Source organism: Geobacter sp. SVR (assembly GCF_016865365.1).
GTDB lineage: Bacteria > Desulfobacterota > Desulfuromonadia > Geobacterales > Pseudopelobacteraceae > Pelotalea.
In genome coordinates this window covers 1-13,102 of the sequence record NZ_AP024469.1, presented here as the reverse complement: position 1 = coordinate 13,102, position 13,102 = coordinate 1, and the positions used below count along the sequence as shown (strand labels likewise).

Sequence of the window (13,102 nt, the reverse complement as noted above, 5' to 3'; positions counted from 1 at the left end):
AGATTTCAGAAGGAAAGGACACTGCCGGCATGGCTCAGACCGATTATTACAAGACTCTCGGGGTGGATAAAAAGGCGACCCCCGATGAGATAAAGAAGGCATTCCGTAAGTTGGCCGTCAAATATCACCCTGACCGCAATCCGGGGGATAAGGCGGCCGAGGATAAGTTCAAGGAGATCAACGAGGCCTATGCCGTGCTTTCGGACACGCAGAAGAAGGAACAGTACGACACCTTCGGTTCCAGCGGTTTCCACAAGCAGTACAGCCAGGAAGACATCTTCCGCAATTTCGACTTCGGCGGCACCTTCAGGGACATGGGCATGGGGGGAGGAGAAGACATCTTCTCACGCCTGTTCGGCGGCGCCTTCGGTCGGGGGGGCCGGGGAGGCTTCCGTGCAGGCCCTCAGAAGGGGGGCGACCTGGAAATGGAGACCGATGTCAGCTTCCGTGACGCGGTGAGCGGCGCGGAGAAAGTCGTCGCCTTCCGACGCAACGGCAGCCGCGAGGAGATCAAGGTCAAGATCCCGGCAGGGGTGGACAACGGCAGCAAGATCCGCATTGCCGGCAAGGGGGGTCAGGGTGAGGGTGGCGGTCCGGCCGGCGACCTGTACCTGATCATCCGGGTGCTGCCCGACCCGGTCTTTACCCGGGATGGCGGCGATCTCTTCGTGGAACGCCCCATTCCTTTCAGTGCCGCCTGTCTGGGCACATCCCTGGATGTGCCTACTCTGGAAGGGGACAAGCGCATCAAGGTGCCGGCCGGCATCCAGCCGGGGACCAAGATCCGTCTGAAGGGTTTCGGCGTCAAACCGGTCGGTTCGAACACCAAGGGGGATCTGTTCGTGAAGGTTACCGTGCGCATACCGGAGAACCTGAACGCCGAGCAAAAACGCCTGGTGGAAGAACTGAACAAAAAGGGGCTGTGATTCGGCCGAGGCAGCAGCGCTTTACGAACCAAAAAGACCAGCGCGGAATGAATCCATCGCTGGTCTTTTTGTTTTTCCGTACTGCACAGCTGACGCGCTACACAGGCATCATGATCACTACCGCGTGGGATGAGATTCCTTCGCCGCGGCCTGAAAAGCCGAGCCCCTCCTCGGTGGTGGCCTTGACGTTGACCTGCCCGGCCTCTGCACCGAGCACCCGGGCGATATTGGCCCGCATCTGCGGAATGTGCGGGGCCATCTTGGGTCGCTGGGCAATGATGGTGGCATCTAGGTTGCCGAGACGATAGCCGCGCTCGGCGGCCAATCGACCGACATGCTCCAGCAGCTTCAGGCTGTCGGCCCCCTTGAAGGCCGGATCGGTATCGGGAAAATGCTTGCCGATGTCCCCTTCACCGATGGCCCCCAGTATGGCATCGCTGATGGCGTGCAGGAGGACATCGGCATCGGAATGCCCCAACAACCCCTTCTCCCAGGGGATCTCCACCCCGCCGATGATCAGCTTCCTCTCCTCCACAAGCCGGTGGACGTCGTATCCGTGTCCTATGCGCATCGTTCCCCCATTACATCTCCGCCTTCAGATCCCGCGCCATCAGCTCGCTGACCGCCTGTTTGGCAGGCTTGTCCTCGTGGAGGATCTGGAAGACCTTCTCCACAATCGGCATCTCTACCCCCAACCGGCAGGCCAATTGATAGACCGATTCCGACGTTTTGATTCCCTCGGCCACCATGCGCATTTCAGCCAGGATATCGGCCAGCCGCATGCCCTGTCCCAGCTTGTATCCCACCGTGCGGTTGCGGGAGAGGTCGCCGGTGCAGGTCAGCACCAGGTCCCCCATGCCTGCCAGTCCGGCAAAGGTGGCGTGTTGGGCTCCCATGGCCAGTCCCAGCCGGTTCATCTCCGACAATCCGCGGGTAATCAGGGCTGCCCGGGCGTTGTGGCCGAATCCGAGACCATCGCAGATGCCGGCGGCAATGGCGATCACGTTTTTGACTGCCCCTCCCAGTTCGACGCCGATCACGTCGCTGTTGGTGTAGGCCCGGAAGACGGGATTGCTGAATGCCGCCTGCACCCGGCGGGCGCACTGCTCGCTGCGGGAGGCGGCCACGATCAGCGACGGTAGTCCGGCTGCCACTTCACGGGCGAATGTGGGACCCGAAAGAGCAACATAGCCTTCCAGCGCGGCCTCACCCAACAGCTCGCTGCAGATCTGGGAGACGGTGTTCAGGGTGCCCAGCTCGATGCCTTTGGAGGCATTCACCAGTATGGTTCCGGGACCGACCAGCGCTGCGGCCTGTGACAACACGCTGCGCATGACCTGTACCGGCGTCACCAGGATGATCATCGTGCGGTCCGCCAGCGCCTCCGGCAGACTACCGGTGACGGCCAGGGCGGGATCAAGCGTGAAGCCGGGCAGGTAGAGCGAGTTGACACGGGTGGAACTCATCTCGGCCGCCAGATCCTGTTCGTAGACCCACAGTACCGTGTCATGCCCGTTCCCCGCCAGTACATGGGCCAGGGCCGTACCCCAGCTGCCGCCGCCGATCACGGCAACCCGTTCCCGGCTAGTCCTCATCGTCATAGCCTTCCTCCTGTCTCAGATCATAGCCGTCGCTGATTGCCTGCCGCGCCGCCTCGATGCTGTCCAGGATCAACCGCCGGATAAAGGGATGGCGCACCTCGGGCAGAAAGCCCCCCACCAGGCTCAGGGCCGTGGCCAGGACGTGCTGCACCTGTGTTTCTTCGCTGCCGGTCTGCTGCATGTAATCTGCCGTCAGCAGCAGGCGCTTGATGATCTCCGCCCGGCGAGGCTTGATCAACGTGGCGCAGAAGTCGGCCAGTTCGGATTCCAGCTCAGCCTCGGAGAGCACGCCGTCTGGCGTATTCTTTCCCAGCTCATCCAGCCGCTCGGCCGCGTCGTAGACCGCCGGCTCGGACAGGAGCCATCCCTCCAGACCGGCGCAATCGAGAAGCTCGTTGCTGCGGGCAACGTAGCGCGGGATCCGTTCCGCTATCCCTTCCAGGTGGGCCATGCTGAAACGGGGTACGTAGGCTTCGGGCCGCAGGGCATCGGGGCTGAACAGGCGCATGTCGACATAGAAGTCGGGGGGCAGGTAGTAGCCCTGCTCGCGGCTGTGGTGCAGCGCATCCCGCAACACTGCCAGAGCGTAACCGGAATCGACCTCCGACAGCGACTCTCCGGCCGTCACCTCTCGCAGTACCGTCTGGTACTCCCGCTCGTTCTGCATGCGATAGCTCAAGGCATTGATCAGCCCCTCCGACTCTCCGGCCAGAAGCAGCAGTGCGGCAAAGCTGCCGTCCTCCAACTGCCAGGAAAACAGCACCGACCGGGAGCCGTAGACATCGATCGGGCCGATCTGCACTTGATGGAAGGGAAGCGGCACCGGGTATGACTGGGGCAGTTCCCGGGGCTCCCTGATGCCCAGGAACGAAAGCCGGCGAATGGTGCGCCGGATCAGTTCGGCCATCTCCCCTTCGTGCCGGCGTTCGGCCTTGTTGAGAACGCCGAGGGAGAAGCCGCTTTTGATCCTTCCCAGCGTAACGATCGCTTCGCGGACCACCTCGGGCCGCTCGAAGGAGATCAGGATCTCCAGGAGCGCCACCGCGTCGGGTGTGCCCGCCTCGGACAGGCAGCGGATCATCCGCTCACGGATTTCATCGGCGGCATCCAGGAACAGGTCCATGAAACGCACCAGTCCCCGCTCGCCGTCATGCAGGCAATCCTGCACGAAACCCTCTATGGTGGGGGCGCCGTAACCGGTCATGGCGGCAAAGGGGGGTGCGGTGACATCGATGCCGTAGTCCTGCAGGGCGTCCAGCAGGGCCAGCCGCCCCGCCTCCTCCAGGTCGGTGCGCTTGAGGGTGATCTGCACGAGCTGGTCGAGCCAACCGGCGTCGTCGAAGAAATCGAGCATGCAGGTATAGCGGTAGATGGCTGTGCCGCTCTTCTCCTGCCACAACTTGCGTACCAGCGGCCGCAGCGCGCGTCGCCCCGACTTCTGCAGGCGTTTGCCGATGCGCTCCATCTGCTCCGTGGTCAGGTCGTCCCGTTTGAGGAAGTCCAGCAGCCGTATGATACGGCGCCGTTCCCGGAGACTTTTATCGATCTTGAAGGGTCTGGTCATCTGAAAGACAGCTTGAGGTTAAGGTTAAGTTTTTTCTCAACCTTAACCTTAACCTGAAATTTCCTCCTCTTCATCCTCTTCCTTCTCGGCCAGCCGCGCCACTGCCACCACCTTTTCCTTCTCCTCGGTCGTGATCAGGCGTACCCCTTGGGTATTGCGGCCGATTACGGAGAAACCAGATACCGGCACTCGCAGGATCTTGCCCTGGTCGGTGATCACCATCAGGTCGTTGTCGTCGGCCACCTGCATGACATTGACCACGCTGCCGTTGCGGTCGGTGGTCTTGATGGTGATGATGCCCTTGCCGCCGCGCGATTGGTCGCGGTACTCATCCAGGTCGGTGCGCTTGCCGTAGCCGTTCTCGCAGACGGTAAAGATGGTCGAGCCCACGGCGGCGTTGTCGACGATCTCCATGCCGATGACCTTGTCATCATCGCTGAGGGTCATGCCGCGCACCCCGCGGGTGACACGGCCCATGGGGCGGGCATCTTCCTCGTTGAAGCGGATGGCCTTGCCGTTCCGGGTGGCCAGGAACACATCCTTGGTGCCATCGGTCAGGGCCACGGAAATCAGCTTGTCGCCATCATCGAGCTTCACCGCAATGATGCCACCACTGCGCACGTTGGAATATTCCACCAACGGCGTCTTCTTGACGACCCCGTTTTTGGTGGCCATGAACAGGTAGGCGTTCTCGGCGAATTCCTTGACCGGCAGAATCGTGGTGATCTTCTCCTCCATGCCGACATTGACCAGGTTGACCACTGCCTTGCCCTTGGTGGTGCGGCTCCCCTCCGGTATCTCGTAGACCTTGAGCCAGTACATGCGCCCGGCATCGGTGAAACAGAGCAGATAATCCTTGGTGGAGGCGATGAAGAGCTGCTCGACAAAATCCTCTTCCTTGGTCTTCATGCCGGTCTTGCCCTTGCCCCCCCGGCGCTGGGAGCGGTAGAGATCGACGGCGCTGCGCTTGATGTACCCGGTGTGGGAGATGGTCACCACCATCTCCTCATCCTCGATGGTATCCTCCAGGGAGATGTCGGCGCTCTTGTCGACGATCTCGGAGCGGCGCTTGTCGCCGAACTTGTCCCGGATGTCGGTCAACTCGCCGACGATGATCTTGAGGATTTCGGTATCCGAAGAGAGAATCTCGCGCAGACGGGCAATCAACTTGAGGATCTCGTCGTATTCAGCCAGAATCTTGTCCCGCTCCAGACCGGTCAGGCGCTGCAGGCGCATCTCCAGGATGGCCTGGGCCTGGATCTCGGAGAGCCTGACCTCCTCTTCGTATCCGGCGGGACGGGGCAGGTTCAGTTTTGCCAGGTAGGCGGGATCGGCAAAGATCCCCTCCATGAGTCCCTGCTTGGCTTCAGGCGGGGTCTTGGAGGCGCGGATCAGCTCAATGACCGCATCCAGCCAGTCCAGGGCGATCTTGAGACCTTCCAGGATATGGGCTCTGGCCAAAGCCTTTTTCAATTCAAAATTGGTGCGGCGGGTAACCACCTCGCGACGGTGGTCGACGAAGCAGTCCATCATCTCCCGCAAGGTCAAGACGCGCGGACGGTTATGCACGATGGCCAGCATGATGATACCGAAGGAGGTCTGCAGCTGGGTCTGCTTGTAAAGCTGGTTGAGCAGCACCTCGGCATTCTCGTCACGCTTGACCTCGATAACGACCCGCATACCCTCGCGGTCGGACTCGTCGCGGATTTCGGTGATCCCCTCGACCTTCTTCTCCTTGACCAGCTCGGCGATTTTCTCGATCAGGCGGGCCTTGTTGACCTGGTAGGGGAGCTCGGTAATGACGATCGACTGGCGCTCGGACTTCTTGGCCGCCTCGATATGCGCCTTGGCGCGGATCTGGATGATGCCGCGGCCGGTGGCATAGGCATCGCGAATCCCCTGGCGGCCGTAGATTGTGGCACCGGTCGGGAAATCAGGCCCCGGCACCAGCGCCAGCAACTCCTCGAAGGAAAGTTCCGGATTGTGAATGGTCGCTATGATCCCGTTGATAACCTCCGCCAGGTTGTGCGGCGGGATGTTGGTGGCCATGCCGACGGCGATGCCGGTTGAGCCGTTGACCAACAGGTTGGGGAACTTGGAAGGGAGCACGGTCGGTTCCAACAACTCGTCGTTGTAGTTGGGGACCATGTTGACGGTTTCTTTGTCCAGGTCGGTCAGGAGCTCGTGGGAAAGCTGACGCAGACGGATCTCGGTATAACGCATGGCAGCCGGCGAGTCGCCGTCCACCGAGCCGAAGTTGCCCTGGCCGTCCACCAGCATGTAGCGCAGCGAAAAGTCCTGCGCCATGCGGACGATGGTGTCGTAGGCAGCAGTGTCGCCGTGGGGGTGATACTTACCGATGACATCACCGACAACACGGGCCGACTTCTTGTAGGGCTTGTTGTAGTCGTTGCCCATGTCATACATGGCATACAGGCAGCGCCGGTGCACCGGCTTGAGACCGTCGCGCACGTCGGGTAGGGCACGGCCGATGATGACCGACATGGCGTAATCCATGTAAGAACGTTTCATCTCGTCTTCGATATTGACGGCTACCTTGCTGTTGGATGTGTTGTTGAGCATCGCTTCCTCGTTATATCCGGTGAAAAGAATAAATGTAAATTAACAATGGTGTTGACTTTAAATATCCAGATTGACCACGTTCAAGGCGTTCTGCTCGATGAAATCGCGGCGCGGCTCGACCTGGTCCCCCATCAGGATCGTAAAAATCTCGTCCGATTCGACCGCATCTTCGATCTTGACCTGCAGGAGCACGCGGTTTTCCGGATTCATGGTGGTTTCCCAGAGCTGCTCGGGGTTCATCTCGCCGAGACCTTTGTAGCGCTGGATGGCCAAGCCCTTTTTGGCCTGCTCCAGGAAGAACGCCAAAAGCTCCTCGTGATTGGCCGTTTCCAGAAGCAGCTTACCGCCATCCTGCAGCGAAAGGAAGGCACGGCCGTCGGCCATGGTCTCCACCACGCGGCGGTGGTTCTCCACCAGGAGCTCGTACTCGTGGGTCGACAGTACGGCCAGGGCCTGCTGATCGATGATGGCGCGGATGTTGCCGATGCGGAAGGCGATGCGCTCCTCCTCGATCTGATAATCGGAGCCGGGGGAGAGCACCTTCATCGCCTCCAGGTAGGCTGTCAGCCCGGAGAGTTCCTCCACCCCGGCCGGCACGTTGGCCCGCACCATGATCGAGAGCAGGTCCGCGGCGATCCCTTTTTTGACCACCTTGTCGAAGATCGCCCGGTTCTCGATGAACTGCTTGATGACCGGGATGATCTGCTTGCCGATGTAGACCCGCTCTCCCTTCTCCAGTTTCAGGGTCAGTTCCTCGGCCCCCTCTTCCAGCAGGAAGTTCTGCAGGGCGTGCTCATTCCTCAGGTACATCTCCTTTTTGCCGCGCTTGACCTTGTACAACGGCGGCTGGGCGATGTAGAGATGCCCGCGCTGGATCAGCTCGTGCATGTTGCGGTAGAAGAAGGTCAACAGCAGCGTCAGGATATGGGAGCCGTCCACGTCGGCGTCGGTCATGACGATGATGCGGTGGTAGCGCAGCTTGGCAATATCGAAATCATCCTTGCCAATGCCGGTTCCAAGAGCGGTGATCAGGGTGCGGATCTCCTGCGAGGAGATCATCTTGTCGAAGCGCGCCTTTTCGACATTAAGGATCTTACCCTTGAGCGGCAGGATCGCCTGGAACTTGCGGTCGCGCCCCTGCTTGGCCGAGCCGCCGGCCGAATCGCCCTCCACCAGGTACAGTTCGCACAAAGCCGGGTCCTTCTCCTGGCAGTCGGCCAGTTTGCCCGGCAGCCCCCCCATATCCAGGGCTCCCTTGCGGCGGGTCAGGTCGCGGGCCTTACGGGCCGCTTCACGAGCCCGGGCCGCCTCAATCGATTTCTCCAGGATCCGCTTGGCAACCTGGGGATTCTCTTCCAGGAACTGGGCCAGCTTTTCGTTCATCAGTGTTTCGACATAGCCCTTGACCTCGGAGTTGCCGAGCTTGGTCTTGGTCTGCCCCTCGAACTGCGGCTGGGGGATCTTGACCGAGATGACGCAGGTCATCCCCTCGCGCAGGTCATCGCCCGAGATGGATACCTTGGCGTTTTTGAGCAGGTTGTTGGCCGCCGCATAGCTGTTCATGGTGCGGGTCAGGGCCGCCTTGAACCCTGCCAGGTGGGTACCCCCCTCATGGGTGTTGATATTGTTGGCAAAGGTGAACACCTTCTCGTCGTAGGAATCGTTGTACTGCATGGAGACTTCCGTCTCCACTCCCCCTTTTTCACCCTTGATATAGATCGGCTTGGGATGCAGGGCGGTCTTGTTGCGGTTCAAGTATTCGACGAAGGAGTTGATGCCCCCCTCGTAGTAGAACTCGTGAGATTTGTTTTCCACTCGTTCGTCGGTGATCCGGATGCGCACGCCGGCATTGAGGAAGGCCAGTTCGCGCAGCCGCTGGGACAGGATGTCAAAGGAGTATTCCGTGGTTTCGAAGATCTCCTCGTCCGGCATGAAGGTGATCTTGGTGCCGCGCTTCTTGGTCTCGCCGGTCACTTCCAGCGGCGCCAGGGGGTCACCGCGGCGATAGGATTGACGCCAGACCTTGCCGTCGCGGCGGATCTCCAGTTCAAGCCATTTGGAAAGGGCGTTGACCACCGAGACCCCCACCCCGTGCAGACCGCCGGAAACCTTGTAGGATTCGTTGTCGAACTTGCCGCCGGCGTGCAGCACGGTCAGGACAACCTCGGCGGCCGATTTTCCCTCGCTGGCCATCATATCCGTAGGAATGCCGCGGCCGTTGTCCACGACCGTCACCGACCCGTCGGTGTTGATGGTCACGTCGACATTGTCACAGTAACCGGCCAGGGCCTCGTCGATCGCGTTGTCCACGATCTCATACACCAGGTGATGAAGCCCGGCGCTGGAGGTGGAGCCGATGTACATGGCCGGGCGTTTGCGTACCGCTGCCAGCCCTTCCAGAACCTTGATGCTGTCGGCGCCATATTCTTCCGAAGCGGTGTGTGTCATATTTGCCTGTTCACTCATGCGGTTCGTTTCCTTCATGCGTCAGATTGCCCCCTTCCATGCGGAAGACGGCGCAGCGTGCTTTAGTGCCGATCAGTGCAGGTGATCGTTCGGTGGTGGTAATAAACACTTGAATCTCCCGGGAAGTCAGGAATTCCATCAGGTTGCGATTTCTCTCGGAATCAAGCTCAGAGCTCATGTCATCCAACAGCAGCAGCGGCGGTTCACCGAAAATGCTCTGCAGGTTATCCATCTCCGCCATCTTCAGGGCCAGCACGAAACTCTTCTGTTGCCCCTGTGATCCGAATGCCTTGAGCGGCCGGCCGTTCAAGGATAGTTTCAGGTCGTCCCGGTGCGGTCCCGCTGTTGTGGTGGCATAGCGCTCATCGCTGCGTGCATGCCGTTCGAACAGCTCCAGCAGTTCGTTACGAATGGCTTCCCGCCCGGTGGCCTGGACCCCTTCCGGCTGGTAACTGATGCCGGCTGTCTCGGCAGAACCGGAAATAGTGGCATAGTGACACTGCAGCATCCGGTCGAGTTGTGCCGTAAAGCGCAGGCGCCTCTCTATCACTTCGGCTCCCGCTTCGGCCAGTTTTTCGGTCCAGGTTTCCAGCCCGCTTCTGTCGGCGCTTTTCAGCAGATGGTTACGCTGCTTGAGAATCCTGTGGTACCCGTGCCAGCAATGCAGATACCCGATATCACCCATGTAAACTGCCCGGTCGAGGTAGCGCCGGCGGTGATCGGGACCAAGTCTGACCATGCCGGTATCGTCCGGGGAAAATACCACTGCATTCAGTCGTCCGTGCAGGTCCGATGCCCGCTGGACCCCCTTGCCGTCTATCTCCACCCGCCGTCCGGCAGATTCCAGCCTCAGCCTGATCGTGCTCCGGCTGCCTCCCGATTCTATATCTCCCTGGATATGTGCGATGCTCTGATCATGCCGGATGAACTCGGGCAGGCGGGCATTTCGAAAGGAGCGGGAGCTGCTCAGCAGGTAGATCGCCTCCAACAGATTGGTCTTGCCCTGACCGTTAAGGCCGTACAACAGGTTGAAAGATTCACCCGGTTGTATGCGTGCCGTCGCTATGTTGCGAAAATCGGAAATGGCAAGACGTTTGAGGCGCATGTTTCCCGGCTATAGCCTCATGGGCATGATCACTGCCAGGAAGCTGTCGGATTTTTCCGGTACGATGATGGAAGGTGACAACTCGTCCCGGAATTTCATTTCTATGGCCTCTGTTTCGGCCACTGCCAGAACATCCAGCAGATAACGAGCATTGAACCGCACTGCCAGCGGTTCTCCGCCATAGACCACATCTATCTCTTCCATGGCATCACCCAGTTCCGGATTGCTGGACGAGATCTTGATGCTGGATGCCGAAATCTCCAGCATGATGCCTTTGAACTTTTCACTGGAGAGAATGGCCATCCTGCGGATGGAATGAGTGAAAGCCTCTTTGTTGACCGTGACCACCCGGTCGTTGGCAGTCGGTATGACACGGTTGTAATCGGGAAATTCACCGTCCACCAGGCGCATCACCATGTAGGAATCGCCCCGCTTGATGACGGCGCTGTTTTCCATGAAGCCGAACAGCAGATTGCCGCTGTCTTCTTCGGTGATTTTCTTGAGTTCGTAAATGCCTTTTTTCGGAAGGATTACCCCTTTGAGGAGTTCCGGGCCGGCTGTTCCCTTCAGCGCGCCGTTGGCTATGGAGAGGCGATGTCCGTCGGTTGCCACCATCTTCAGGGTCTGGGAGCCGTCTGCTGCCGGTTCCACCTTGGTGAACAGGCCGTTCAGATTGTATTTTGTATCGTCGTTGCAGATGGCGTAGGAGGTCTTTTCAATCATATCCTTCAGGAGAGTGTTCTCGATCTCGAAAAGGTTTTCTTCCTTTACAGCCGGAAAATACGGAAATTCTTCCGGTGACAGTCCCACGATGTTGAAATGGACTTTGCCGCATTTAATCTCCACCCAGTCGTTGTCCTTTGTGGCGAAGGTAATGAGCTGGTTGGGGAGTTCCTTGACGATTTCGTAAAGTTTTTTGGCACCGACGGTGATTTTGCCGGGCGACACGATGTCTGCCGGGTAACTGCTCTTCATTCCTACTTCCAGGTCGGTCGCCGTAACGAGCAGGGTGGATTCCGTCGCTTCCAGCAGTGCATTGGAAAGGATAGGCATAGAGGTGCGTTTTTCAACGATGCCCTGAATCTTCTGCAATGACTTGAGGAATACTTCCTTGTCGATTCTGAATTCCATATTTTCCTCCTCACCTATTATTTCATATATTGAATTTAAAAATCTTGGTTGTTGTTGTAGGGGCTGTGTATTTGGTGATAACGTTCCAAATTATCGAAAGCAAAAACGATTTTCTTTGACAGGCATGTTGATGGAATGATCCGTGGAATGACGGTTATCCACACCACCTGTATTATGCACAGTTATTCACAACTCTATTCACAGGCTTTCTCATCAAGACGAACCGATACATGCCGGAAAGCCGGTTGTTACGCAGTCTACAGCGTGTTTATAACTCCTCTATTTGAGCAACTGCTGCTTTATATCATTAATGGTTTTAAACAGCCGTGAATCTTCCTTCAGGGCCTGGTCGATCTTTTTGGCGGCATATATGACGGTCGAATGATCTTTGCCTCCGAATTTTGCACCGATATCGGGATAGGAAGCCTTGGTCATGTCCCGGCATAACCAGATGGCGATCTGACGCGCCTCTACAAGGTTTTTGAGCCTCTTGTTGGATTTCATGTCTCCCACCTTGAGGCCCAACTGTTCTGCCACCACCTTCTGAATCAGTTCTACCGTGACTTCTTTCCGGCGGTCGCCGAGAATATCCTTCAGGCTCTCCTTGGCCATATCCAGAGTAATGGGAATGCTTTGCAGGCTGCTGTAGGCACCCAACCTGATCAGCATGCCCTCCAGTTCCCTGATATTGCGGGTATCGCTGGAAGCCAGGAAATAAATCACATCCTCCGGGAGCTTGATGCCGGTTACTTCCGATTTTTTCTTCAAAATTGCGATCTTGGTTTCCAGATCCGGGGGCTGGATGTCCGCGATAAGACCCCATTCGAACCGGGAGCGAAGACGTTCCTCCAGGTCCGATATCTCCCTCGGAAACTTGTCGGAAGTGATCACTATCTGCTTATGCAGGTCGTACAGGGCATTGAAGGTGTGGAAAAACTCCTCCTGGGTCCCTACCTTGCCGGAGATGAACTGGATATCGTCGACCAGCAGCACGTCAAGGTTTCTGAACCGCGACCTGAACTGCTCCATCCGTTTCTGTCGCAGCGCATTGACCATCTCGTACATGAACTTTTCAGCGGAGCAGTAGCAGACGTTAAGTTCCGGAGAATTGTTGCGAATGGTGTGGCCGATGGCATTCAGCAGATGGCTTTTTCCCAGCCCCACGCCGCCATAGATGAACAGCGGATTATAGGTATCAGCCGGATTGTGTGCCACCGCCATGGCTGCGGCATGGGCAAACTGGTTGCCGGTGCCGCTCACGAACAGATCGAACGTATATTTGGAATTAAGTGGGGTGAAGGTTGATTCGGGCGAGGCAGCTCGAACCTGTTCCGGTTCCTGGTGAGCCTTGATGATAAGATCTTCCGGCTGCAGGGTTTCGGTTGCCGTTTCACCGATCAGCAGCTCGATGGCATAATTTTTACCGGCAGTAACCGATAGGGCACCGGTCAGAACCTGACGGTAGTGTTCCTCCAGCCATTCCTTGAAAAAGGAGGTAGGAACGGTAAGATAGACGGTATCGGCATCGCAATGGCTGTAACAGATCGGTTTGATCCACGTGGTGTAATCGCGTTCAGACAGGACCTTTTCCAGATTTTCAGACGCCTTTTGCCATGCTTCGAGCATAAAATCACATCAATTAAAAGTGGTCAATATGGTTATCCACATTGTTTTGAGTCGGAAAATAGTCAATGGAACAAGAAGTTTCCGGCCCAGGGACCGGAGA

Annotated in this window: 9 protein-coding genes; 1 reads left to right on the top strand and 8 read right to left on the bottom strand. The window is 58.1% G+C overall.

Annotated elements, in window-relative coordinates; all coding sequences use genetic code 11:
• Positions 1–29: 29 nt before the first annotated feature.
• Positions 30–926: a DnaJ C-terminal domain-containing protein gene (locus tag GSVR_RS00045; protein WP_173197946.1), complete on the top strand. Its 897-nt coding sequence runs from the start codon at positions 30–32 to the stop codon at positions 924–926.
• A 97-nt stretch (positions 927–1,023) separates the two neighbouring features.
• On the opposite strand, the gene ispF is transcribed toward GSVR_RS00045, so the two are convergent.
• The 8 genes from ispF to dnaA all read right to left on the bottom strand — a co-directional run bounded on the left by ispF (position 1,024) and on the right by dnaA (position 13,002).
• Positions 1,024–1,497 carry a 2-C-methyl-D-erythritol 2,4-cyclodiphosphate synthase gene (gene ispF / locus GSVR_RS00040; RefSeq protein WP_173197945.1) on the bottom strand — a complete coding sequence of 158 codons (474 nt, stop codon included), beginning with the start codon at positions 1,495–1,497 and terminating at the stop codon, positions 1,024–1,026.
• A gap of 10 nt (positions 1,498–1,507) precedes the next feature.
• Positions 1,508–2,521, bottom strand: a complete 1,014-nt coding sequence (locus GSVR_RS00035; protein ID WP_239077567.1) for an NAD(P)H-dependent glycerol-3-phosphate dehydrogenase — start codon at positions 2,519–2,521, stop codon at positions 1,508–1,510.
• Positions 2,511–4,091 carry a HEAT repeat domain-containing protein gene (locus tag GSVR_RS00030; protein ID WP_173197941.1) on the bottom strand — a complete coding sequence of 527 codons (1,581 nt, stop codon included), beginning with the start codon at positions 4,089–4,091 and terminating at the stop codon, positions 2,511–2,513. The genes GSVR_RS00035 and GSVR_RS00030 overlap by 11 nt, the downstream gene beginning before the upstream one ends.
• 48 nt (positions 4,092–4,139) lie before the next feature.
• Positions 4,140–6,674 (bottom strand): DNA gyrase subunit A, encoded by a 2,535-nt coding sequence (gyrA, locus tag GSVR_RS00025; RefSeq protein WP_173197939.1) that lies wholly within the window; start codon positions 6,672–6,674, stop codon positions 4,140–4,142.
• A gap of 57 nt (positions 6,675–6,731) precedes the next feature.
• Positions 6,732–9,140, bottom strand: coding sequence for a DNA topoisomerase (ATP-hydrolyzing) subunit B (gene gyrB, locus GSVR_RS00020; protein WP_173197937.1), 2,409 nt, complete (start codon positions 9,138–9,140; stop codon positions 6,732–6,734).
• Positions 9,133–10,245: a DNA replication/repair protein RecF gene (gene recF, locus GSVR_RS00015; protein ID WP_173197935.1), complete on the bottom strand. Its 1,113-nt coding sequence runs from the start codon at positions 10,243–10,245 to the stop codon at positions 9,133–9,135. Before recF ends, gyrB begins: the two co-directional genes overlap by 8 nt.
• A 9-nt stretch (positions 10,246–10,254) precedes the next feature.
• Positions 10,255–11,376, bottom strand: coding sequence for a DNA polymerase III subunit beta (gene dnaN, locus GSVR_RS00010; RefSeq protein WP_173197933.1), 1,122 nt, complete (start codon positions 11,374–11,376; stop codon positions 10,255–10,257).
• Positions 11,377–11,655: 279 nt separating this feature from the next.
• On the bottom strand, positions 11,656–13,002 hold the full coding sequence (gene dnaA, locus GSVR_RS00005) for a chromosomal replication initiator protein DnaA (RefSeq protein ID WP_173197931.1): 1,347 nt from the start codon (positions 13,000–13,002) through the stop codon (positions 11,656–11,658).
• Positions 13,003–13,102 lie beyond the last annotated feature (100 nt).